The 23,492-nt window shown below is 65.8% G+C and carries 23 protein-coding genes; 8 read left to right on the forward strand and 15 right to left on the reverse strand.

What is annotated here, in order from left to right; genetic code table 11:
* Positions 1 to 47 precede the first annotated feature (47 nt).
* The 3 genes from ACSBPQ_RS13995 to tsaD form a co-directional block, all read right to left on the reverse strand.
* Entirely contained in the window at positions 48 to 1,313 is a 1,266-nt protein-coding gene (locus tag ACSBPQ_RS13995) for a mechanosensitive ion channel family protein (RefSeq protein ID WP_442682706.1), read from the reverse strand.
* A 129-nt stretch (positions 1,314 to 1,442) separates the two neighbouring features.
* A complete protein-coding gene (gene folB, locus ACSBPQ_RS14000) occupies positions 1,443 to 1,802 on the reverse strand; it encodes a dihydroneopterin aldolase (RefSeq protein ID WP_442682707.1) in 360 nt (119 codons plus the stop codon).
* Positions 1,803 to 1,961: 159 nt separating this feature from the next.
* The gene (tsaD, locus tag ACSBPQ_RS14005) at positions 1,962 to 2,999 is read right to left on the reverse strand and encodes a tRNA (adenosine(37)-N6)-threonylcarbamoyltransferase complex transferase subunit TsaD (protein ID WP_442684599.1); all 1,038 of its coding nucleotides are present in this window, start codon (positions 2,997 to 2,999) and stop codon (positions 1,962 to 1,964) included.
* A gap of 197 nt (positions 3,000 to 3,196) precedes the next feature.
* Between tsaD and rpsU the strand changes: the two genes are divergently transcribed.
* The 6 genes from rpsU to ACSBPQ_RS14035 all read left to right on the forward strand — a co-directional run bounded on the left by rpsU (position 3,197) and on the right by ACSBPQ_RS14035 (position 8,557).
* Positions 3,197 to 3,412 carry a 30S ribosomal protein S21 gene (gene rpsU / locus ACSBPQ_RS14010; RefSeq protein ID WP_002808376.1) on the forward strand — a complete coding sequence of 72 codons (216 nt, stop codon included), beginning with the start codon at positions 3,197 to 3,199 and terminating at the stop codon, positions 3,410 to 3,412.
* Positions 3,413 to 3,557: 145 nt separating this feature from the next.
* A complete protein-coding gene (locus tag ACSBPQ_RS14015) occupies positions 3,558 to 4,004 on the forward strand; it encodes a GatB/YqeY domain-containing protein (RefSeq protein ID WP_442682708.1) in 447 nt (148 codons plus the stop codon).
* A gap of 244 nt (positions 4,005 to 4,248) precedes the next feature.
* Positions 4,249 to 5,142, forward strand: a complete 894-nt coding sequence (locus ACSBPQ_RS14020) for a YihY/virulence factor BrkB family protein (protein ID WP_442682709.1) — start codon at positions 4,249 to 4,251, stop codon at positions 5,140 to 5,142.
* A 174-nt stretch (positions 5,143 to 5,316) separates the two neighbouring features.
* Positions 5,317 to 7,044 carry a DNA primase gene (gene dnaG / locus ACSBPQ_RS14025; RefSeq protein ID WP_442682710.1) on the forward strand — a complete coding sequence of 576 codons (1,728 nt, stop codon included), beginning with the start codon at positions 5,317 to 5,319 and terminating at the stop codon, positions 7,042 to 7,044.
* A 51-nt stretch (positions 7,045 to 7,095) separates the two neighbouring features.
* On the forward strand, positions 7,096 to 7,542 hold the full coding sequence (locus ACSBPQ_RS14030) for a fused DSP-PTPase phosphatase/NAD kinase-like protein (protein WP_442682711.1): 447 nt from the start codon (positions 7,096 to 7,098) through the stop codon (positions 7,540 to 7,542).
* A gap of 40 nt (positions 7,543 to 7,582) precedes the next feature.
* Complete coding sequence (locus ACSBPQ_RS14035) at positions 7,583 to 8,557, forward strand: bile acid:sodium symporter family protein (protein WP_442684600.1); 975 nt, start codon at positions 7,583 to 7,585, stop codon at positions 8,555 to 8,557.
* Between the two features lie 45 nt (positions 8,558 to 8,602).
* Here ACSBPQ_RS14035 and ACSBPQ_RS14040 read toward each other — a convergent pair whose 3' ends face one another.
* The 5 genes from ACSBPQ_RS14040 to ACSBPQ_RS14060 all read right to left on the reverse strand — a co-directional run bounded on the left by ACSBPQ_RS14040 (position 8,603) and on the right by ACSBPQ_RS14060 (position 12,974).
* Positions 8,603 to 9,391, reverse strand: a complete 789-nt coding sequence (locus tag ACSBPQ_RS14040; protein WP_442682712.1) for a calcium-binding protein — start codon at positions 9,389 to 9,391, stop codon at positions 8,603 to 8,605.
* Positions 9,392 to 9,585: 194 nt separating this feature from the next.
* Positions 9,586 to 10,479, reverse strand: coding sequence for a heme o synthase (cyoE, locus tag ACSBPQ_RS14045; RefSeq protein ID WP_442682713.1), 894 nt, complete (start codon positions 10,477 to 10,479; stop codon positions 9,586 to 9,588).
* Between the two features lie 4 nt (positions 10,480 to 10,483).
* The gene (locus ACSBPQ_RS14050) at positions 10,484 to 11,647 is read right to left on the reverse strand and encodes a COX15/CtaA family protein (protein WP_442682714.1); all 1,164 of its coding nucleotides are present in this window, start codon (positions 11,645 to 11,647) and stop codon (positions 10,484 to 10,486) included.
* A 10-nt stretch (positions 11,648 to 11,657) separates the two neighbouring features.
* Positions 11,658 to 12,233, reverse strand: coding sequence for a hypothetical protein (locus ACSBPQ_RS14055; protein ID WP_442682715.1), 576 nt, complete (start codon positions 12,231 to 12,233; stop codon positions 11,658 to 11,660).
* 27 nt (positions 12,234 to 12,260) lie between these two features.
* Positions 12,261 to 12,974 carry an SURF1 family protein gene (locus tag ACSBPQ_RS14060; protein WP_442682716.1) on the reverse strand — a complete coding sequence of 238 codons (714 nt, stop codon included), beginning with the start codon at positions 12,972 to 12,974 and terminating at the stop codon, positions 12,261 to 12,263.
* Positions 12,975 to 13,031: 57 nt separating this feature from the next.
* Between ACSBPQ_RS14060 and ACSBPQ_RS14065 the strand changes: the two genes are divergently transcribed.
* Positions 13,032 to 13,250 (forward strand): twin transmembrane helix small protein, encoded by a 219-nt coding sequence (locus tag ACSBPQ_RS14065; protein ID WP_442682717.1) that lies wholly within the window; start codon positions 13,032 to 13,034, stop codon positions 13,248 to 13,250.
* Between the two features lie 73 nt (positions 13,251 to 13,323).
* Here ACSBPQ_RS14065 and ACSBPQ_RS14070 read toward each other — a convergent pair whose 3' ends face one another.
* From ACSBPQ_RS14070 to ACSBPQ_RS14095, 6 genes are all read right to left on the reverse strand, one after another.
* A complete protein-coding gene (locus ACSBPQ_RS14070; protein WP_442682718.1) occupies positions 13,324 to 14,199 on the reverse strand; it encodes a cytochrome c oxidase subunit 3 in 876 nt (291 codons plus the stop codon).
* Between the two features lie 26 nt (positions 14,200 to 14,225).
* Positions 14,226 to 14,807: a cytochrome c oxidase assembly protein gene (locus tag ACSBPQ_RS14075; protein WP_442682719.1), complete on the reverse strand. Its 582-nt coding sequence runs from the start codon at positions 14,805 to 14,807 to the stop codon at positions 14,226 to 14,228.
* Entirely contained in the window at positions 14,804 to 14,965 is a 162-nt protein-coding gene (locus tag ACSBPQ_RS14080; protein WP_442682720.1) for a hypothetical protein, read from the reverse strand. The genes ACSBPQ_RS14075 and ACSBPQ_RS14080 overlap by 4 nt, the downstream gene beginning before the upstream one ends.
* Positions 14,952 to 16,562 (reverse strand): cytochrome c oxidase subunit I, encoded by a 1,611-nt coding sequence (ctaD, locus tag ACSBPQ_RS14085; protein WP_442682721.1) that lies wholly within the window; start codon positions 16,560 to 16,562, stop codon positions 14,952 to 14,954. Before ctaD ends, ACSBPQ_RS14080 begins: the two co-directional genes overlap by 14 nt.
* Before the next feature lie 65 nt (positions 16,563 to 16,627).
* Positions 16,628 to 17,563 carry a cytochrome c oxidase subunit II gene (gene coxB / locus ACSBPQ_RS14090; protein ID WP_442682722.1) on the reverse strand — a complete coding sequence of 312 codons (936 nt, stop codon included), beginning with the start codon at positions 17,561 to 17,563 and terminating at the stop codon, positions 16,628 to 16,630.
* Between the two features lie 16 nt (positions 17,564 to 17,579).
* Complete coding sequence (locus tag ACSBPQ_RS14095; RefSeq protein ID WP_442682723.1) at positions 17,580 to 18,053, reverse strand: DUF2244 domain-containing protein; 474 nt, start codon at positions 18,051 to 18,053, stop codon at positions 17,580 to 17,582.
* 303 nt (positions 18,054 to 18,356) lie between these two features.
* Here ACSBPQ_RS14095 and putA point away from each other — a divergent pair, with 303 nt between their 5' ends.
* Positions 18,357 to 21,563, forward strand: a complete 3,207-nt coding sequence (putA, locus tag ACSBPQ_RS14100) for a bifunctional proline dehydrogenase/L-glutamate gamma-semialdehyde dehydrogenase PutA (RefSeq protein ID WP_442684601.1) — start codon at positions 18,357 to 18,359, stop codon at positions 21,561 to 21,563.
* A gap of 300 nt (positions 21,564 to 21,863) precedes the next feature.
* Here the strand turns inward: putA and ACSBPQ_RS14105 are convergent, their stop codons facing one another.
* Positions 21,864 to 23,297 (reverse strand): outer membrane protein transport protein, encoded by a 1,434-nt coding sequence (locus ACSBPQ_RS14105; protein ID WP_442682724.1) that lies wholly within the window; start codon positions 23,295 to 23,297, stop codon positions 21,864 to 21,866.
* Positions 23,298 to 23,492: the final 195 nt, after the last annotated feature.

Consider the following 23,492-nt stretch of genomic DNA (forward strand, 5'->3'; position numbering starts at 1 on the left):
CGCAGTGCCCGGCCAGCCCCGGCATACAGTCCAGCAGCGCCGGACCGTTACGCGTCGGCGGCTTCCTGCGCACGCTGCAGGCCCATGAACATCGCATCGGAAGACTGCTGGAACACCCGCAGCCCGAACTCGGGCAGGATCGCCAGCAGATGGTCGAAGATGTCCGACTGCGTCGCCTCGTAATCCCCCCAGGCGGTGGACGCGGTGAAGCAGTAGATTTCCAGCGGCAGGCCATGTTCGGTCGGTGCCATCTGCCGCACCAGCAGGGTCATGTCCTGGTGGATCTGCGGATGGTTGCGCAGGTAGCGCTCTACATAGACACGGAAGGTGCCCAGGTTGGTCAGCCGGCGGGAATTCACCGGCTCCGGATACCGCTCCGCTACCTTGGCATTCCACTGCCCCAGCTCTTCGCGCTTGCCGGCCAGATAATCGTGCAGCAGCGCGAACTGGTAGATGCGCGGACGCAGGCCATCGTCCAGGAAACGCACGCTGTGCTGGTCAAGATAGATCGAGCGCTTGATCCGCCGCCCGCCGGCTTCCTGCATGCCGCGCCAGTTCTTGAACGACTCGGTGACCAGCTTCTTGGTCGGAATGCTGGTGACGGTCTTGTCCCAGTTCTGCACGGTGACGGTGTGCAGGGCGATATCGATCACATCGCCATCGGCATTCTGGCTGGGCATCTCGATCCAGTCGCCGATGCGCACGCGGCCATCGCCACTGATCTGCACGCTGGCCACCAGCGACAGGATGGTGTCCTGGAAGATCAGCATGAATACCGCCGTGGCCGCCCCCAGGCCGGTGATCACATGCAGCAGCTTGACCCCGAACAGGGTCGCCACGATCGACAGCCCCGCCAGCACGAACACGGCGATCTTGGCCACCTGCAGGTAGCCTTTGATCGGCTTGTTGCGCGCATCCGGACGCCGCTCGTAGAACTGGTTGAACACATCCAGCGCATGCGACACCGCCAGCGCGATGGTCAGCACGGTCCACGCATGGCACAGCGCCTGCAGTCCCTTGACCAGCCCCGGCGGCAACTCCGGCACGATCGCCAGACCGGCGGCGATCACCACCGATGGCACGATATTGGCCAGACGCGCGATCACCCGCAGCGGCTGCTTGCCGTTGCGATCGGGCCTGGAAATGCGTTCGATCACCTTGCGCAGGCCGCGCAGCAGGATGCGCTTGGTGATGAAGTTGGCCAGCCACGCCACCAGCAGCAGCGCCGCCAGTACCACCGCCGGATACGCCATCGGGTACGGCGCCAGCATGTTTTCCAGCTGGTCCAGCCAACGGATTCCGATTACCGCCATCAGGTTGCCTCTCTTTCCATTTTTTCAGAACCACGCCTGCCGCCGGGCGGCGCTCCTTGCCGAAGCGCCGCGCCAGGAAGGGACGTGGGAACTACAGATACCGCACCGCCACTACCGCCGGCGGGCGCCTCAAGCGGTCCCGGCCGTGCGTTCGATCACCACTCCCACCGCACGCGCGCCCCGCACCGCGCCCGGCTTGCTCAGCTTCAGCCGCAGCCACTGCACACCGAACTCATCCAGCACGATCTGCGCACAGCGTTCGGCCAGGGTTTCTACCAGCCCGAACTCCGAGGCACGCACAAATTCCATCAGCCGCTTGCTCACCGCCTTGTAGTTCAAGGTGTCGGCGATGTCGTCGGTGGCGGCGGGGCGGCGGTTGTCAAAGCCCATTTCCAGATCGAACACCAGGGTCTGGCGAATGCGCCGCTCCCAGTCGTAGATGCCGATCAGGGCGTCGATCTCGAGCCCTTCGATGAATACCTTGTCCATTGCATACGTCGCAGTAAATGAAGCGACATGGTAACGGCCCGTCGCTGAGCCTGCCGTGGCCACCACGGAGGCGCCGTTACTGGCAGGACGGGCGCCGACAAAATTCCCTGCCGCCACGGCTGCCGGTGTGATCCCGGCGTGGGCGATGTGCGGACGCGCTCAGCCGCCGGCGTGCAACGGTGGCAGCGTGGCCATGTCCCAGCGCGGGGTGACCTTGATTTCCGCCGACGTGTGCTGGCCGGCCTGCAGCCGCAGCGCGCCGGCGAAGGCGATCATCGCGCCGTTGTCGGTGCACAGCTCCGGGCGCGGGAAACACACCCGGCCGCCACGGCGCTGTGCCGCGTCCTGCAGCCTGGCGCGCAGGCGTTTGTTGGCGCCGACCCCGCCAGCCACCACCAGCACGTCGCAGCCGGCCGCCTCCAGCGCGCGTTCGCACTTGATCGCCAGCGTATCGACCACCGCATCCTCGAACCCGCGGGCGATGTCGGCGCGGGTCTGCTCGCTCTGGTCGCTGTCGCGCCAGGCCAGCAGCACCTGGGTCTTCAGGCCGGAGAAACTGAAATCCAGCCCCGGGCGGTCGGTCATCGGCCGGGCGAACCTGTAGCGTCCCGGCGTGCCGATCTCGGCCAGTCGGGCCAGCTGCGGACCACCCGGATATGGCAGACCCATCAGCTTGGCGGTCTTGTCGAAGGCCTCGCCGGCGGCATCGTCCAGGGTTTCACCCAGCAACCGGTACCGGCCGATCGCCTCCACCGCGATCAGCTGGGTGTGCCCGCCGGACACCAGCAGCGCCACGAACGGCGGCGCCGGCGGATCGTCCTCCATCAGCGGTGCCAGCAGATGGCCTTCCATGTGGTGCACGCCGATGGCCGGCACAGCCAGCCCCCAGGCCAGCGAACGCGCCACCCCGGCGCCGACCAGCAGCGCGCCAACCAGCCCCGGACCGGCGGTATAGGCCACGCCGTCGATCTCGGAAATGGCGATACCGGCCTCGTCCAGGGTCTGCCGGATCAACGGCAGGGTCTTGCGCACATGGTCACGACTGGCCAGCTCGGGCACCACGCCGCCGTATTCGGCATGCAGGGCGATCTGGCTGTAGACCGCATGGGCGCGCAGCGCCGCCGCCCCGGACAGGCCGGTGTCATACACCGCCACGCCGGTCTCATCGCAGGATGATTCGATACCGAGTACTTTCATGCCACTATTGTGAACCCGTGCAGGCGGCTTGGCGATGCGCCGGAAGTGCCGCACCACGCCATTCCAGCGGCCGCCACCGCAGTGCAACGCACGGGTCGTGATGCTTCTGGCCATCGACCCCTTGCGCGCCTCATCAAAGCCGATATAATACGCGGCTCGCCGGGCGTGACCCGGTTTCATTGTGTCCCGGAGATTCCATGCCCAGCGTAAAAGTCCGCGAGAACGAGCCCTTCGAGTTTGCTCTTCGCCGCTTCAAGCGCACTTGCGAAAAGGCCGGCGTGCTGGCCGAAACCCGCAAGCGCGAGTTCTACGAAAAGCCGACCCAGGAACGCAAGCGCAAGGCCGCTGCTGCCGTGAAGCGCCAGCTGCGTCGTTCCTCGCGTGACGTCACCAAGCGTCAGCGCCTGTACTGATCGGACGCAACTCCTGAACGGAGGGCACCGTCCTTCCGTACTGGAGCGAGAGCCGGCACGCATCCGCGTCGCCGGCTTTTTGCGTTTCCGCCATACCGTGTCCGGCGTCCCGACCGTAATTCCGATCCCGCAATCGAGGTGATCCATGAGCATGAAGCAACAGCTGACCGACGACATGAAGGCCGCCATGAAGGGCGGCGACAAGCACTCCCTGGGCGTGATCCGCCTGATCAACGCCGCCATCAAGCAGCGTGAAGTGGACGAGCGCATCGAACTGGACGACGCGGCGGTGATCGCGGTGCTGGACAAAATGGTCAAGCAGCGCCGGGACTCGGTGACCCAGTACGAGGCCGCCAACCGTGAAGACCTCGCGGTGATCGAACGCGACGAGATCACGGTGATCGAACGCTACCTGCCGGCCAAAATGGGCGAGGCCGAGATCCAGGCGGAAATCACCGCCGCCATCGCCCAGACCGGCGCCAGCAGCGCGGCCGACATGGGCAAGCTGATGGGCGTGCTCAAGCCCAGGCTGGCGGGCAAGGCCGATATGGGCCTGGTCTCCAAGCTGATCAAGCAGACGCTGGCCAGCTGAGGCCACGGCCCGCGCCACCCCGGCAAACGACAAGGCCCGCCACTGTGCGGGCCTCGTCGTTTCCGCACCCGGCCACCTGGCTGGTGCAACGCCAGCGGATGCACCGGCGGGCAACGCCGCCCACAACCTTCACCACTGCACGCCCGGAGCAAGCCGGGCACACCCGTGCATGGATGCGCCCGCTTCATCCGCACCAACGCCCGGCTTTGCTAGAACAGCCCCCTGATGCCGCGCGAGAGATCCGATGCCAGCCAGCCGCCTGCTGCCCACCTTCACCTCGCGAATGGAACAGCTGCAGCGAAGCCTGCCGGCCGCCCTGATCCGCCGCTTCGCCGACGCCGATGTGATGACCCAGGCCGCCTCGCTGGCCTTCTACACCCTGCTGTCGCTGGCACCGCTGCTGGTGCTGCTGCTGTGGCTGACCGCCTCGCTGTATCCGCCGGCGCAGCAGGCGCTGGTCGACCAGATCGGCGCACTGGCCGGGGCCAGCGTGGCCGACGTCGCGACCACGGTCATCGCCAATGCCAGTGCCCGGCCCGATCTGGGCTCGCTGGCCGGGGTGTGGGGTCTGGTATTGCTGTTTGTCGGCGCCACGGTGGTGTTCGCCCAGCTGCAGAGTGCGCTCAACCTGATCTTCCGTACCGACTCCAGCCGTTTCGACGGGATCCTCGGCTGGCTGAAGAAACGGGTGTTCTCGGCCGGCGTGGTGCTGGCACTGGGTTTCCTGCTGATTGTTTCGATGGTCGCCACCACTGCCGTACAGGTGGTGTTCGCGCACCTGCCTTCGGTGCTGCCGGCCGTGGCCTATCTGAGTACGCTGGTGCTGTACGCACTGGGATTCGCCTTCCTCTACCACTACCTGCCCGACCGCCCCGTGCGCTGGCGCCAGTCTTTCCTGGGCGGCGCCATCACCGCGGCACTGTTCGCGCTCGGCCGCTATGCCATCGGCCTGTATCTGGCCAATGCCGCGCCCGGCAGTGCCTATGGCTCGATGGGCACGCTGGTGATCATGCTGATTTGGATCTACTACGCCAGCGTGGTGTTCTTCAGTGGCGCACTGATCACCGCGGTGATCGACGAGCGCTCGCGCGCCCGGCGGGCGCCGTCACCGGTTCCTGCCGCTTCCGACGCGGGCTAGTACACTTGAACCACCTTTTTGCCATGTACCGCTCCAACGGCGGTGCGTTCTGTTGCCACATGGCCCGACTTTCCGACGCAGTGTCCAATTCCCCACGCACAGCCCCCCCCGGCAGTGGCGCGGCTTGCCGTGCGGCGCTGGACGCTGGCACCCGGCCACGGATCCGGAGCTGAGATGGCCAGGATCCCGGACGCCTTCATCGATGACCTGCTGGCCCGCTCCGATATCGTCGAAGTGGTCGGCTCACGGGTGCCGCTCAAGCGCCAGGGCAAGGAATACGCGGCGCGCTGCCCGTTCCATGACGAACGCTCGGCCAGCTTCACGGTCTCGCCGACCAAGCAGTTCTACCACTGCTTCGGCTGTGGCGCGCACGGCACCGCGATCAGTTTCCTGATGAACTACGACCGCCTCGAGTTCCTCGACGCGGTCGACGAACTGGCCAAGCAGGCCGGCATGGAAGTGCCGCGCGACAGCCAGCCGCGCAGCCAGCAGCAACAGGACGACAGCCGCGACCAGTACTCGGCACTGGATGCGGCCAGCCGCTTCTTCCAGAAACAGCTGGAGGGCAGCGACAAGGCCCGCGCCTACCTGGATGGCCGCGGCGTCGATGCCGACACCCGTGCACGCTTCTCCATCGGCTACGCGCCGGACGGCTACAGCGCATTGAAGGATGCGCTGGGTAAGGACGAGCGCCGCATGACCCTGCTCGACCGGGTCGGGCTGTTCTCCAAGAACGACCGTGGCCACGTCTATGACAAGTTCCGCGACCGGGTGATGTTCCCGATCTTCGACCGCCGTGGCCGGGTGATCGCCTTCGGTGGCCGCGTGTTCGAGAAGGACGACGGCCCCAAGTACCTCAACTCGCCGGAGACCGCGCTGTTCCACAAGGGCCGCGAACTGTACGGCCTGTGGCAGGTGCGCCAGGCCAACCAGAAGATCGAGCGGCTGATCGTGGTCGAGGGCTACATGGACGTGGTCAGCCTGTTCCAGTTCGGCGTCACCCAGGCGGTGGCGACACTGGGCACGGCGACCACCCCGGAGCACGCCGAGCTGCTGTTCCGCAATGCGCCGGATGTGTATTTCTGTTTCGATGGCGACGCCGCCGGTCGCCGTGCCGGCTGGCGCGCACTGGAGTCGGTGCTGCCGCGGATGAAGGACGGACGGCAGGCGTTCTTCCTGTTCCTGCCTGACGGCGAGGACCCAGACAGCATCGTCCGCAAGGAGGGCGCCGATGGCTTCGACACGCGCCTGCAGCAGGCCACACCGCTGTCGCAGTTCTTCTTCGACGAACTGACCCGCGAGATCAATCTCGGCACGCTCGACGGCAAGGCGCGGCTGGCCGAACGTGCGCGGCCGATGCTGGCGCAGATTCCCGATGGCGCCTTCGGCGACCTGATGAAACAGGAGCTGGCGCGGCTGACCGGTATCGGCACCCGCAGCGCCACACCGGCCGCAACACGCCCGCCCGTGCGCAGCACCGTGCCGGTGCAGAAGCGCAGCCTGGTGCGTGCGGCCATCGCCATCCTGCTGCAACAGCCCTCACTGGCGATCAATCTGGAAGGTCACCACGCCATCGGCGGCCTGCGCCTGCCCGGTATCGAACTGTTGCTGGAACTGCTGGATCTGGTCGAACAGCGTCCGGACATCAGCACCGGCGCGCTGCTGGAGCATTTCAACGACCGCGAGGAACAGGCCTCGCTGCACAGGCTTGCCGCGCTGGCCTTGCCCGGCGACGAGACCAGCTGGGCCGAGGAGTTGCAGGACGCCATCAATCAGCTGGAAAAACAACGCCTGCTCCAACGCCTTGAAGAACTGCAGTCGCGACCGTTCTCCCAGCTGGATGCTGCCGACAGGTTTGAACTGCGCGAACTGCTTAACGCCCGCGCACCCCTGAGGATCTGAGGTGAGACCATGCTTCGTAAATACACGCTCTTATTCGCTTCGCTATTTGCCATGACCGCCACGGCCGCCGAAGCCCCGCTGCACCAGCCACGCCCGGGCCTCTACACCGCCGGTCAGCCCAGCGCCCAGCAACTGCGCCAAGCTGCCACCAACGGCGTCACCACCATCATCGACCTGCGCCGCCCCGATGAGCAGCGCGGCTATGACGAAGCGGCTGCGGCCGAACAGCTGGGCCTGCGCTACGTGCGTCTGCCCATCGGCGGCGCCGCCGACATCACCGAGGCCAACGCCCGTACGCTGGACCGCATCCTCAAGCAGGACAGCGGCAAGACCCTGCTGCATTGCGCTTCCGGCAACCGCGTCGGCGCACTGCTGGCACTGGCGCGCGCGCGCGTGGATGGCGCCTCCACCGGGCAGGCGCTGCAGCTGGGGCGTGACGCCGGCCTGACCTCGCTGGAGCCGCTGGTACGCGCCGCGCTGGAGCAGGCCCAGCCCTGATCCCGGCCTCTCCCATTCCCGCCTGAAGAAACCCGTGCCGATGATCCGCTGGTGGTCGCGCCTGCGACCGGACAACTTCACCCTCGCCCTGCTGGCCACCGTCGCCCTGGCCACGCTGTTGCCGCTGACCGGCACCGCCGCCGCTGGACTGGACCGTTTCACCGATCTGGCCATCGCCGCGCTGTTCTTCCTGCACGGCGCACGCCTGCCGCGCGAGTCGATCATCGCCGGCCTGCTGCACTGGCGCCTGCACCTGACCATCCTCGCCTGCACCTTCGTGCTGTTCCCGCTGTTCGGGCTCGTGCTCAAGCCACTGGCCGGCTGGGCGCTGACACCGGAGCTGTATATCGGCGTGCTGTTCCTGTGCGCGCTGCCGTCCACGGTGCAGTCCTCGATCGCCTTCACCTCGATCGCCGGCGGCAACATTTCCGCCGCCGTCTGCGCGGCGGCGCTGTCGAGCATCCTCGGCGTGTTCCTGACCCCACTGCTGATGACCCTGCTGGCCGGCTCGCAAGGGGCGATGGCCAACCCGCTGCATGCGGTCGGCGCGATCATGCTGCAACTGCTGGTGCCGTTCGTTGCCGGCCACCTGTTGCGATCGTGGATCGCCCGCTGGGTGGAGCGGCAGCGTGCGCTGCTGCGCTACACCGACCAGGGCACGATCCTGCTGGTGGTCTATGCCGCCTTCGGCGAATCGGTCACCGGAGGGCTGTGGAGCAAAACGCCGGGCAGCGCGCTGCTGGCCACCGTGCTGGTGTCGGTGCTGCTACTGGCCATCGCCATGCCCGGCATCACTTGGCTGGCGCGGCGGCTGGGCTTCAGCCGCCAGGACGAGATCCCGATCGTGTTCTGCGGCTCGAAGAAGAGCCTGGCCACCGGCGTACCGATTGCCAAGGTGCTGTTTGCCGGCGGCAGCCTCGGCGCGATCGTGTTGCCGATCATGATCTACCACCAGCTCCAGCTGATCGTCTGCGCGGTGATCGCGCAGCGCTATGCCAGGCAAAACGCGCAGTAGCAGCGGGCAAGCGGCCGGGGACGACGTACGCGCACTCCCGCGGCCTCATTTCAGCAGCCGTCCCACGCTCAGCTCCGGCATCCACACCCACAGATCGTACTGACGGTCGGGTTCGGTACTCACGCGCAGCTCCCGGCCGGGTCTATCGCGCAGCGGCAACGAGCTGCAGGAATCCGGCAGACACGCCCAGATGCTGCCTTTGCGCGCATCCAGCCGCACGCTGTACAGATCCAGATCGGCCAACATCGCCGCCATAGGCTGCAGCTGCATTTCCGGCGGCGCGTCTGCGGGGCGCTGGCGCATGGCATGCACATTGCCCGTGAGCACCAGCAACCGCGCGTTGCCCGGCAGGCGCAGATAGGCCTGCCGGAGAATGGCCGCCATGGCGTCATCGCGGGTCTGATTGCCGCGCGTGCTGACCACCAGGTCATAGCCGATCACCTGCACCGCACGGCCCTGCGCCCGGAGCGCGCGCACCGCCTCGATCAGCTCCAGCATGTCGTGGCTGCGCCGACCGTCGTGGCGCTCGCCGATTACACTCCAGTAACGGCTCGCACGCAGGGCGGTCATCGCCTCGGCACCACCTTCGGAGGCGAGATAGGCCGCCAATGCAGCGTCCTCGCTGTGCGGCAGCTCCAGCGCCAGCACCACCGGGGTGCCATCGCGGCTGTAGTCATCGACCAGTTGCCGTACCAGCAATGGCGTCTCGCACGTGCCGTGATATTCGCCCAGCACCAGCAGCCGATGCTCGCCGGCGTGCTGGCGTATCTGCATGGCGGTTTCATCGGCGCGCGCCGTCGTCACCAGCGCCGCGGTCAACAGCAGCGCGGTCATCGTGCGTGTCCACCTTTGCATCCGTGCCTGCCTCGTTCCAAGAAGGAGTTGAAGAAGCGATGGCGGTTGCGCCAGCCGGATTCAAGGCATGGCCAAGCCGCAATGGCCAAGCCGCATGTGCCCCCCGACCGATCCGGACGTGCCCGTTCAGTGGTCAGAAGCCGCCCAACGCTACGCAGCGGATCAGGCCAGGATCACAGCCACGGCAGCAACCAGTGGTCGACCAGCAGGAAGGCGAACAGCGCCATCAGGTACACCACCGAGTAGCCGAACATCTTCATGTTGAACATCTCGTCCGGCGGATCCTGCATCTTCCACGCATACCAGAGGAACACGCCGTTGAGCACGAGCGCGCCGCCCAGGTAGAACATGCCGCTCATGCCGATGGCCACCGGCAGCAGCGTCACCACCGCCAGCACCACCGAATACACCAGGATCTGCTTGCGCGTATGCGGCACGCCGTGGGTGACCGGCAACATCGGCACGTCGGCCTTGGCGTAGTCGACGCGGCGGAAGATCGCCAGCGCCCAGAAGTGCGGCGGCGTCCAGATGAAGATGATCAGCACCAGCAGCGAGGCGTGCGCCCAGTCGGAGCTGCCCTGCATGCCGGTGATAGCCGCCCAGCCCAGCAGCGGCGGCGTCGCCCCGGCCAGGCCGCCGATGACGATGTTCTGCGAGGTCGCCCGCTTCAGGTAGACGGTGTAGATGACCGCATAGCCGATCAGCGAGGCGAAGGTCAGCACCGCGGTGATCATGTTCACCCACAGCACCAGAATTGTCATCGACAGCGCGGTCAGCGCGGCAGCGAATACCAGCACCTGCCGCGGCGAGACCTTGCCCACCACCAGCGGGCGCCATGAGGTGCGGGCCATCTGCGCGTCGATGCGGGCGTCCAGCAGTTGGTTGATCGCCGCCGCCGCCGCCGCCGACAGCCAGATGCCGATGAAGCCCAACGCCCCGGATACCGTCTGCTCGGCCGTCGGCCACGTCGGCACCGCCAGACACATGCCCACCAGCGCGGTGAACACGATCAGTGCCACCACCTTGGGCTTGGTCAGATCCCAGTAATCACGCCAGGTCGTCTTCATGCCATCACTCCGGGGCGCGCAGGCGCGCCAGCAAGGTGACCAGCACGAACAGCAACGCCACCGCACCGCCGCTGTGCATCACCGCCACCACCAGCGGCAGCGACAGTTTGACGTTGAGGATGCCCAAGGTGATCTGCAGCACCAGCAACGCACCCAGCGCCGTCGCCCAGCCACGCATGCCCGGCAGCCTGAACAGCCGCACCGACAGCACCAGCAGGTACAGCGCCACGACCACCGCCATCATCCGGTGCGCCATCTGGATGGCGATCCGCGAGGCACCGTCGAGCACGCCGCCTTCGTAATCCACGCCGATGCCGCGCCACAGGGTGAAGCCTTCGCTGTAGTTCTGCTGCGGCCACCACTGGCTCACGCAGCGCGGGAAGTTGTCCAGCGAGGCACTGCCACCGCCACAGGCCAACGCCGCGTAGTTGGCGCTGACCCAGCCGCCCAGCGCGATCTGCATCACCACCAGCGCCACCGCCGCACGCAGCCACCAGCGCAGCCGCGGTGCCTCGGCCAGGGTGATCGGCAGGTGCGTAGCCTTCCACGCCATCCACACCAGCATGCCGAACATCAGCATGCCGCCCAGCAGATGCCCCATCACCACGATCGGCTTGAGCAGCCAGGTCACCGTCCACATGCCCAGCAAGGCCTGGAACACCACCACCGCCAGGGTCAGCACCGCCGCACGCGCCAGATCGATGTTGGACCAGCGCAACGCCGCCAGCAGGAGGATTGCCTCGCCACCGATCGCCAGGATGCTGGAGGCGACATGCTCGCCACGCATATACAAAGGGATCGCCAGCGCCACCAGCACCGAGGCGGTGACGATCTGGGCGATGCCACGCTTGCGCCGGCGCGCGGCCAACAGCGCCAGCGCCAGTACTTCCACGCCCAGCAGGCCGGCGAGGAAGCGGTGCACCTGCTCGCGCCAGGCCTTGTGGCTCTCCAGCGGGCGGATTTCACTGGCCACGTGCTGGGCGGCCTCCACCTGCGTCTGCGGCCAGGTCACGCGGCCATAGCAGGTCGGCCAGTCGGGGCAACTCAGGCCGGCATCGGACAGGCGCACGAACGAACCGAACAGGATCGTGCTCGCCGTCATGATCAGCGCGAACCACGCCAGGCGATGGAAATTGCGGTACAGCGCCGGACGCGCGGAAGAATTCATCAAGCGGAACTCACATCAGTTTCAACAGCTTGGACAGATCGGCGCGCAATCCGCCCGGCTCAAAGCCCGGCGCATAGCGGAACACCACAAAGCCATTGGGATCAACTACATACACCGGGATACCGGCCGGGTCATCCACCCCCGGCAATTGGGCCCGGAACGCGGGCTGGGATTGCAGCACCTTCAGTGCCGGGGTGGCGGCCACCTGCTCCGGTGGCGTGCCCAGCCACAATATTTCGACATTATCGGCGTTATGGCCGAACAACTGCCACACCTTGTCCAGTTGCTGCGACAAAGTGACGCATTCCGGCGCGCACGCCGTCGCCGGTGCCAGCAGGATGCGCCAGTGCCGCGCGCCCGGGTTCCAGTCATAGCTCTGCCCGTCCGCCAGGAACAGGCGTTCACTGCGAAGATCCAGCGCCGGTTGCAGCAGCTCGCCGTGATGGCGGTTGATCTGCGGCATCCATCCGGAGAAGCGCAGGATGCCGGCCAGCGCCATCGAACCGAAGAACATCGCGAAAATGAGCAGCAATACCCGGCGGCCACGGTTGCGTGCGACGTGCTGCTCGGGCGTGAGTGTATTCATGCGTTGCATCTTCCCATGGGAGAACATTCAGTGCCGTCGCCGCCGCCAATGCAGCACCACCGCGATCAGCAGCACCGCCAGCGCCATCGCGAACCATTGCACCGCGTAGCCGAGATGGCGCGAAGGCGTCAGGGTATTGGGCAGCAGATCCAGGTCGCGCACATAGCCCAGTGGCAGTGCCGGATCCAGGCGCAGCACGCGGGAGGCAAGGCCGGGCGCCTCCAGCCCCAGTTGCGCACTGATGGCAGCCAGATCGATACGGGTGGCCAACCAGGTCTGGGGCTGCTGCGTCGCGGCCAGCGCCGGCCCGAGCACCAGCCCCGCCGACGGTGCCGGCGCCCACAGCCCCTGCAGTTCGGCCATGCCCTGTTGCGCGGTGACCGGCGGCAGCACGCGATCGGCGGAAACCGGCAACCAGCCCAGATCCACCAGCACCGTCAGCCCGTCGTGCGCGCGTGCGGCCTGGTACACCTTGATGCCCGCCCGGCCGTCACGCAGCTGGTTGTCCAGCAGCACGGTTCCCGGCAGGAACCGCAGCCGCTCACGCACCCAGTGCAGTTCCTGTGGCGAGGCCGCGGCATGGGACAGGCTGACCGCGGCTCCCCCGTCAACAGGCGATTGCGCCAGCAGCGCCTGTTTCTCGTGCATGCGCTGCAGCTGCCACCCTCCCAGCACGCAGAACAGCGCCGCCACCACCACCGCCAGCGTCCAGCCGAACACCTTCGTGTGCTGTCGCGTCATGACAAGCCGTCGCCGAGCAGGTGATATAGCACTGCCTTCCCACTCATCGAGCCACGCATGAATGATTCGCTGAAGACCCTGCTGGTAGTCGCATTCTTGATCGTCATCGTCTGGAATCTGGGAGCGGGCCTGTATTACCTGATGATCGACCGCGGCCAGACCAAGCGCACGGTCAACGCATTGACCCGGCGCATCGCGCTGTCTGTGGTGTTGATCCTGCTGGTGGCCGTGGGCATCTATTCCGGCTGGATCAAGCCCCACGGCGTGGGTGGCTGAAGCAGGAAGGTAAATGGGGCCCGATGCCGCATCCACCGCCCGCGTGACTACGCCGGCATCGTGTCCGCCGCGCTTACAGCACGTAGACGAACAGGAACAGCATCAGCCACACCACATCGACAAAGTGCCAGTACCATGCCGCCGCCTCGAAACCGAAGTGGTTGTCGCGGGTGAAGTGGCCCTTGGCCGAACGCAGCCACATCACGATCAGCATGATCGTCCCCAGCGCCACGTGTACGCCGTGGAAGCCGGTCAACATGAAGAAGGTCGAGCCATAGATGCCCGACCCCATGGTCAGGTTCAATTCGCGGTAGGCGTGGATGTATTCCTCCGCCTGGAAGAACAGGAACAGGCAGCCCAGCAGTACCGTCGCTCCCAGCCAGATCAGCAACTGCCTGCGGTTGCCGGCCTTGAGCGCATGGTGGGCGATGGTCAGGGTCACCCCGGAGGTCAACAGGATCAGGGTGTTGACCAGCGGCAGACCCCAGGCCGGTATGGTCTGGAAGGCTCCTCCGACCGCTCCCGGGCCGTTGGTCGGCCATGCCGCGGAATAGCCCTCCCACAGCAGCTCGTTGGTCATCACCCCGTGGCCCTCGCCGCCCAGCCACGGCAAGCCCATGTTGCGGGTGTAGAACAGGGCGCCGAAGAACGCACCGAAGAACATCACTTCCGAGAAGATGAACCAGATCATCCCCATCCGGAACGAACCATCGACCTGGTGGTTGTAGTGGCCACCGACCGATTCGCGGATGACATCCCCGAACCAGAGGAACAGGGTGAATACCAGCATCGCCAGCCCGATGAAAAACGTCCATTGGCCCCAGCTGGTGTCGTTGAGCCAGCTGGCCACTCCCACCATCAGCACCAGCATGGCGACCGAGCCGACAAAGGGCCAACGGCTCTGGCTCGGCACGAAATAGACATTGGCATCAGGCGTGTTGTGGGCCATGGTTCGCTTCCGGGTCCGTGATCTGGTCAGGGAGCTGCATGCGCAGCGGTTCCGGCCACAGCCGGAACCAGTTGCTCAGTCAGCGCGTCATTCTTGTAGAACGTATAGGACAGGGTGATGGTCTTGATGTCGGCGGGCAGGTCCGGATCGACGATGAAGCGCACCGGCATGTCACGCATCTCCCCGGCCTGCAGGGTCTGGGCGGTGAAGCAGAAGCACTCGGCCTTGGTGAAGTAGCCCGACGCACGCGCCGGCGCCACCGACGGCACCGCGCTGCCCACCAGCGTGCGGTCGCTGTCGTTGCGGGCGAAATACATCGCCTCGTTCAACTCGCCGGGCACCACATCCATGGTCAGCAGCTCGGGATGGAACGCCCACGGCAGTTTCGAATTGACCCCGCCGTCGAACTCCACCCGCACCGTACGCGTGCCGTCCCCCGCCCGCGTGGTCGCCATCTGGCTGGCGCCGCGTTCAAGGCGCACGCCAAAGACCTTCTCGCAGGCGATGCGGTACAGCGGCACCAGCGAGAACGTCAGCACGAACACCGCCAGCGCCACCGCGATCAGGCGGCCCAGGCCGGCACTGTGCTTGGAGGCGGGAGCGGTCAATGTGCGAGCACTCCGGACAGGATGAAGCCGACGTAGATCGCCACCGCCACCAGCCCCATCACCAGCGCGGTGCGCCGTGAGCGACGGCGGCGCAGCATCAGCTCATCCGGTGCCAGCTTGCGGGTTTCCATCGTCGGCTGCTCCTCAGTGGGTGACATCGTCGTGGGCCAGGTCACCCGGCTTGATCACCGGCGGCACCGTGAAGGTGTGCGCGGGCGCCGGCGAGGGTACGGTCCATTCCAGTCCCTTGGCGGCCTCCCAGGCCCGTGCATCGGCACGCCTGCCGCTGCGCAGCGAACTGAGCAGGATGGTCGCCATCAGGAACGGGGTGACGAACATGCCGAACGCGCCGATGGAGCTGATAAGGTTCCAGTCGGCAAACACCGGGTTGTAGTCGGGAATGCGGCGCGGCATGCCGGCCAGGCCGAGGAAGTGCTGCGGAAAGAACAGCAGGTTGACGAACACCATCGTCCACCAGAAATGGAACTTGCCCCAGAACTCGTTGTACATGCGCCCGGTCCACTTCGGCCACCAGTAATAGACCGCCGCGATCAGCGCCAGCACCGAGCCGGTCACCAGCACGTAGTGGAAATGCGCCACCACGAAATAGGTGTCGTGGTACTGGAAGTCGGCCGGCACGATGGCCAGCATCAGCCCGGAGAAACCGCCGATGGAGAACAGCACCACGAACGCGATGGAGAACAGCATCGGCGTCTCGAACGTCAGCGAGCCCTCCCACATGGTGCTGACCCAGTTGAAGACCTTCACCCCGGTGGGGATCGAGATCAGCATGGTGGCGAACATGAAGTAGATCTCGCCGCCCAGCGGCATGCCCACGGTGAACATGTGGTGGGCCCACACGATGAACGACAGGAACGCGATGGCGGCGGTGGCGTAGACCATCGCCTGGTAGCCGAACAGCGGCTTGCGGCTGAAGGTGGGGAGGATCTCGCTGACCACGCCGAACGCCGGCAGGATCATGATGTAGACCTCCGGATGGCCGAAGAACCAGAAGATGTGCTGGTACATCACCGGGTCACCGCCACCAGCGGCGTTGAAGAAGCTGGTGCCGAAGAACTTGTCGGTCAGCAGCATCGTCACCGCACCGGCCAGCACCGGCATCACCGCGATCAGCAGGAACGCGGTGATCAGCCAAGTCCAGACGAAGATCGGCATCTTCAGCAGGTCCATGCCCGGCGCGCGCATGTTGAGCACGGTGGCGATGATGTTGATCGCGCCCATGATCGAGCTGATGCCGGCCACGTGGATGGCGAACACGCTGAAAGCGACGTTGTAGCCGCCCTGCAGCGACAGCGGCGGGTACATGGTCCAGCCACCGGCAGGCGCGCCGCCGGGCAGGAACAGGGTCAGCAGCAGCAGGGTGAAGGCCACCGGCAGCAGCCAGAACGACCAGTTGTTCATGCGTGGCAGCGCCATGTCCGGCGCGCCGATCTGCAGCGGGATCATCCAGTTGGCCAGGCCGACGAAGGCCGGCATCACCCCACCGAAAATCATCACCAGTGCGTGCACGGTGGTCATCTGGTTGAAGAATTCCGGCTTGACGAACTGCAGGCCGGGCTGCGCCAGTTCCAACCGGATCACCACGCTCATCGCCGCCCCGATGATGAACATCAGGAAGCTGAAAAGCAGGTACAGCGTACCGATGTCCTTGTGGTTGGTGGAGAAGAACCAGCGTTCGAAGAAGCCTTGTTGATGGCCGTGGTGACCGGTGTGATCCACTGCGGAATTCGCCATTGCAACTACACCTCGTTAATCCAGTTTCCAGGCATCGCGCCGGCCTGCGCCGGCACGCAGTGGGATCAGACGCCGCTGTCGACCTGCTCGGCAGGTGCGGCGTCAGCTTCCGGCATTTCGGCTTGCGGTACATCGGCTTCCGGTACGGCAGCCGCGGGTTCGGCAGCAGGCGCGGGTGCGGGCTTGCGCGAAGCCAGCCATGTCTTGAACTCGTCTTTCGACACCGCCTTGACTACGACCGGCATGAAGCCATGGTCCTTGCCACACAGCTCCGCGCACTGGCCGCGATAGATGCCTTCGCGCTCGATGCTGGTCCAGCGCTCATTGATGTAGCCGGGCACCGCGTCCTGCTTCCAGCCCAGCGCCGGCACCCACCAGGCGTGGATCACGTCATCGGAGGTGATGACGAAACGGACCTTGGTGTCGACCGGCAGCACCAGCGGGTTGTCCACATCCAGCAGATAGTGCGGGTCGCTGTCCACTGTCGGCACCACACCGCTCTGGCGGACCTCGTCGGACTTGCGGTCCATGCGGCTGGTGAAGGCCACGTTCTCGCCGAGATATTCGTACTTCCACATCCACTGGTAGCCGGTGATCTTCACCGTCATTTCCGAGTCGCGGTAGTCGTACATCGCGATCAGCTTGGCGGTGGCCGGCCAGGCCATCACCACCAGCACGATGATCGGAATGACGGTCCAGATGACCTCGGCCTTGGTGTTGTGGCTGAACTGCTTGGCCACCGCCCCTTTGGACTTGCGGAACTTGAAGATCGCATAGGCCATCGCCGAGAACACCAGCACGCCGATCACCGCACAGACCCACACTGCGACCATGTGCGCTTCCCACGCCATCTGCGAGGTATGGGTGACCCCCTTGCCCATGTTCAGCTGCCACGGCTTCGGATCAGCCGATTGCGCCCATGCCCCCGCCGCCGGCAGCAGCATCGCCGCAACGGCCCACCCGGATTTCATTGCCCCGCCCCACCTGTTGCTTTGCTTCATGCCTGGACCCTTGACGTCATCGGTTGCAGCCATTGCTGGCCGCGAGCAAGCCTTCAAGTGTCACCGCAAGTTCCCGGCGTTCGACGGGCGCGAGGAAACTCCCCACTTCGACCCGCCTGCCACTGGAAACCAGCAGGACCCGTTCTTTCTCGACCACCACACGTACCCAGTACGGATGCGCACGGAAGGTCGGTGAACTCCCGGCTGCGGGAATGACTTCCACGCAATCGGGTCCTACCCGGATCTCTTCCCGGCGTTCGCCGCTGCGCCATACCGCACGCAACGCCACGCCCACCAGAAAGCAGTGCAACAGCGCGAAGGCCGGAGCGAGGACATTTCCAGCCAGCCAACCGAGGATGGCGGTGAAAAGCATCAGTCCTGCCAACGCAGCGAACAACTGGACGAACTGCCGGGCATCGAGTGCCCGTGGGGGATGCAGCACCAGCTGCGCACGTGAGTCGCCGGAAACCTGCCGAAGCACCTCGATCATGTCGCAGCCGCGTCCATACCGCGGATAACGGCTTCGATGGTAGCCCCGTCAAATCACACCGGCAAGGGTTCATTCATCATTGTTGTGATTGCTGCAGCGCACACTGGAAATGCCCGGAACAACATCAACATCGGCAGATAAACTGACGTAATCGGCACAATTAGGCCGAACCACCATGAAAGTGAAATATCTCTTCCATATCAATGACTAAGCTGGACTATGGAGGCCACATAAGGGGCTATTAATTCGCCCTGTGCCGATTAAAATAGCCAAATCCCAACGTGTCCCGATGTGGTCATGCCCATGAATGCAAGCGCTTCTCCCCATGCTGCCGCGGCGCTGCCGCTGCTCTCGTCCGAACTGCCACCGAAGCCTGCGGCATTGCGCCAGGCCATCACCGATGGCTGGCTGAAAGACGAGGCCAGCCACGTCCGTGAGCTGCTGGAACAGGCGCGCCTGCCTGCCGCCGAACAGGCGCAGGTGCAGGCCACCGCCGCCGACCTGGTGCGCCGTGTGCGCGCCCGCGCCAAGAACCAGGGCGCGATCGAGGCCTTCATGCGCCAGTACGACCTGGGCAGCGAGGAAGGCGTGCTGCTGATGTGCGTGGCCGAGGCGCTGCTGCGCATCCCCGACCAGGAAACGGCCGACAAGCTGATCCGCGACAAGCTCGGCGAGGCCGACTGGAAAAAGCACATGGGCCAGTCCGATTCGGTGCTGGTCAACGCCTCCACCTGGGGCCTGATGCTGACCGGGCACCTGGTCGATCTGGCCGATGCCACCAAGCGCGACGTGCACGGCGCGTTCAAGCGTCTGATCGGCCGCGTCGGCGAGCCGGTGATCCGCCTGGCCGTGCGTCAGGCGATGAAGATCATGGGCCACCAGTTCGTCATGGGCCGCACCATCGACGAGGCGCTGGCGCGTTCGCACAAGGGCGACAACAGCAACTACCGCTATTCCTTCGACATGCTCGGCGAAGGCGCGCTGACCATGAAGGACGCGCTGCGCTATCTGGAAGACTACCGCCGCGCCATCCACGCCATCGGCAGCGACAACCTCGCCCGTGGCGGCAAGGCCGATGGTGATGTCACCGCCTCGCACGGCATCTCGATCAAGCTGTCGGCACTGTACCCGCGCTACGAGCACGCCAAGCGCGAACGCGTGCTGCGCGACCTGGTGCCGGGCGTGCTGGAGCTGGCGCAGCTGGCCAAGTCCTACGGCATCGGCTGCACGGTCGATGCCGAGGAAACCGATCGCCTGGAACTGTCGCTGGACATCATCGAGCGTGTGGTCAGCGATCCCTCGCTCAAGGGCTGGGAAGGCTTCGGCATCGTGGTGCAGGCCTACCAGAAGCGCACCCCGTACACGATCGACTACCTGGCCGATCTGGCCCGGCGCATCGGCCACAAACTGCAGGTGCGTCTGGTCAAGGGCGCCTACTGGGACGCGGAGATCAAGCGCGCGCAGATCGAAGGCCTGGCCAGCTATCCGGTGTTCACCCGCAAGCAGAACACCGACGTGTCCTACATCGCCTGCGCCAAGCGCCTGTTCGGCCACAGCGATGCGATCTACCCGATGTTCGCCACCCACAACGCGCACACCATCGCGGTGATCAAGCAGATCGGTGCCGGCCACACCTACGAGCACCAGAAGCTGCACGGCATGGGCGATGACCTGTATGCCGAGGTGATCCCGGCTGACCGCCTGAACGTGCCGTGCCGCGTGTATGCGCCGGTCGGCTCGCACGAGGACCTGTTGCCGTACCTGGTGCGCCGCCTGCTCGAGAACGGCGCCAACTCCAGCTTCGTCAACCGCATCACCGATGACGAGGTCTCCATCGACGAGCTGATCCGCGATCCGGTCGAGGCGGTGTCCTCGTTCGCGTCCATTCCTCACCCCAAGATCCCGCTGCCGGTTGATCTGCTGCGCAGCCAGAACCACGACAGGAACAATTCCATGGGCATCAACCTCGCCAACGACAACGACCTGCGCGCTCTGGCCGAACAGCTCAACGCCGCGATCAAGCCGTGGCACGCCGCGCCGCTGGTACCGGGCGCCACCATCACCACCGCCGCACAGCCGGTGACCAACCCGGCCGACACGCGCGAGGTGGTCGGCCAGTGGCAGGCCGCCGACGCCACCACCGTGCAGCAGGCGCTGGCCAACGCCGTGGCCGCGCAGCCGGCGTGGAACCGCACCCCGGCCGCCAGCCGCGCCGCCATCCTCGAACACGCCGCCGACCAGTTGGAAGCACGCATCGCCGAGTTCATGGCGCTGTGCGTGAAGGAAGCCGGCAAGAGCCTGCCCGACAGCGTCGCCGAAGTGCGCGAGGCGGTGGACTTCCTGCGCTACTACGCCAAGCAGGCGCGTGCGCAGTTCGGTACCGCCGAGCAGCTGCCCAGCCCGACCGGCGAATCCAACGAACTGCAGCTGCACGGCCGCGGCGTGTTCGTGTGCATCAGCCCGTGGAACTTCCCGCTGGCGATCTTCCTGGGCCAGGTCAGCGCCGCGCTGGCCGCCGGCAACAGCGTCATCGCCAAGCCGGCCGAGCAGACCAACCTGGTCGGCTATTACGCGGTGCAGCTGCTGCTGGACGCCGGCGTGCCGGAAGGCGTGCTGCAGTTCCTGCCGGGCGACGGCGCCACCGTCGGTGCCGCGCTCACCGCCGATCCACGCGTGGCCGGCGTGGCCTTCACCGGCTCCACCGAGACCGCCCGCGCGATCAACCGCGCGATGGCCGCGCGCGATGCCGCCATCGGTGTGCTGATCGCCGAGACCGGCGGCCAGAACGCCTTCATCGCCGACTCCTCGGCGCTGCCCGAACAGATCGTCAAGGACGCCATCGGCTCGGCCTTCACCTCCGCCGGCCAGCGCTGCTCGGCCGCGCGCGTGCTGTTCGTGCAGGACGACATCGCCGACAAGGTGATGACCATGCTCGCCGGCGCGATGGCCGAACTGAAGATCGGCAACCCGGGACTGCTGTCCACCGACGTCGGCCCGGTGATCGATGCCGATGCGCTGCAGATCCTCAGCGACCACGCCGCACGCATGGACGCCGAGGCTCGCCTGATCGCCGCGGCCGAACTGCCGGCCGATGCCGCGCACGGCACCTTCTTCGCCCCGCGCGCCTACGAGCTGAAGGATCTGGACCAGCTGCACAAGGAGATCTTCGGGCCGGTGCTGCACCTGGTCCGCTGGAAGGCCGACCAGCTCGACGCGGTGATCGCGCAGATCAACGCCACCGGCTACGGCCTGACCTTGGGCGTGCATTCGCGCATCGATGAGACCGTCGAGCGCATCGCCAACGGCGTCCACGTCGGCAACGTCTACGTCAACCGCAACCAGATCGGTGCGGTGGTCGGCGTGCAGCCGTTCGGCGGCCAGGGCCTGTCCGGCACCGGTCCGAAGGCCGGCGGCCCACACTACCTGCTGCGCTTCGCCACCGAGAAGACGGTGACGGTGAACACTACCGCAGCCGGCGGCAACGCCTCGCTGCTGACCCTGGGCGACTGATTCCAATCGCTCCGTGATTGAGAAAACCCCGCGCAAGCGGGGTTTTTCTTGTGTAGTGCCGAGCCATGCCCGGTCGGACCTTTCCAGGAAATGCCCCCGCCTTGCAGCAACGGCGGGAGCAGCGCAAGTAGTGAAGCCGGCATCAATGAAATCACCCGTGCCGCTGCAATCAGATAAACCACCTGCTTCGCGGCTCACGCCGCTCCTGCAAACGCACGCCCGCCCATGCCGCACCATCGGCACACAAACAAAAAGCCCCGCTTTCGCGGGGCTTTTGGCATGCATCAGCTACGGGTTCGATCAGAACTTGTAGTTGATCGAAGCGGCGAGGATGTCACCACCCACGTCGTACTTGCCCTGCAGCACGTTGCCGGTGGCCGAGGTGGCGTTGATCGCCGGCTCGTTGGTAAACAGGTGGGTGTAGCCGAAGTTGAACTCGGTGTTCTCCTTCGGGGTCCAGCCCAAGCCCAGCGACAGCCACTTGCGGGTCACGTCCGGCACGCGCACGTCACGGTGCTCGTAGCTGGTCGGGGATTCGTCATAGGCCACACCACCGCGCAGGGTGATGGTCTCAGACAGCTTGTACTCGGTACCGATCGAACCGAAGGTGGTGTCCTTGTAATGGAAGCCCAGCACGCTGTCCGGCTGATTGGAAGCGAAGTCCACGGTCACCTGGTCGAAAGCCGACTTCCACGCGGTGCGCGACACGTCGCCCATCACCGTCCAGCGGTCGTTGATGCGGTGGCTGACACTCATCGTCACCGATGCCGGCAGGGTCACGGTCGCCTTGCCCGAGGCGTCGATGAAGGTGCCCGGAGCAGTCTGGGCCAGCAGCGCAGCCGTCGCCGGGGTCACTTCGAAGTTCGCCTTGCCACCGGTGATCTTGTGCTCAACCTTCGAGCGGTAGCTGAAGGCGATGTTGGTGTCTTCGCTCGGGCTCAGGGTGGTACCGAGCACGTAGCCGACGGCATTGTTGTCGCCTTCGATGGTGACAAAGCCGTCAGCACTGCCCGGGTAGAAGCCCATGGCAGCCATCTGCTGGGCCGCGGCCTGCGCGGCGGCCTGTGCCTGCGCTGCACCGCCACCGGCGGCCAGGGCAGCCGCAGCGGCCTTCTGCTGGGCGGTGCCGTTGATCACCGAGCCCATGTCCAGCGCATTGGACAGCTCGATGGTCAGGTGCTCGACGAACACCGACGCACCGAAGGACACATACGGATTGACGTCATAGGAGAACGCCGCGCCCAGGTCGATGGCCTTCAGGTCGGTGGTGACGCCGTGGTAGCGGCCCACCCAGTTCTGGTCGTATTCGGTCTTGAAGCCGAACGGCACGGTCAGCGAGACGCCGAAGTGCATGTTGTCGTTCTCACCGAACGGCACATGGAAATAGGCCGCCGGAACCGGGGCGATCATGCCGGCGTCGCCGCCGTTGCCGCCACTGATCGGGGTACCGTTGGCGTTGTAGGCACCGAATTTCTCGAAATCGGCCGAGAAGCTGATGGCGCTCACGTCGGCCTGGAACTGGCGGCCGTCGAGCAGGCGCATCGAGGCCGGGTTGGTGGCGACCACCGAGGCGTCGCCCCAGGCGCTGGTAGAACCGGCAAACGCGCGGCCCAGGCCCTTGGCGCTGTTTTCCTTCAGCTGGAAGGCGGCGGCGTCGGCATGGCTGAATGCGAGCGCGCCGGCGATGCCAACGGCCAGGGCGGTGATGCGGGCAATCGAGGAAGCAGTTTGCATGGTGGACACTCTCTCCGGAAACAATGAAAAATCGCTTGTGCGCCTTGCATTGGCGGCACCACCTCGGTGGCCCGTCAATGCGCCGGAGACCCCTCCCGACATACGACGCCGTATGCGAGTATCCCCCAGCTTGGTTAACTAAACAATAACGTTGCCGGTTCCGCTTTCCTTTGCGCGGCGCATCGTTTGGGCAGC

Origin of the sequence: Stenotrophomonas sp. JC08 (assembly GCF_052180205.1) — a bacterium.
Taxonomy (GTDB): domain Bacteria; phylum Pseudomonadota; class Gammaproteobacteria; order Xanthomonadales; family Xanthomonadaceae; genus Stenotrophomonas.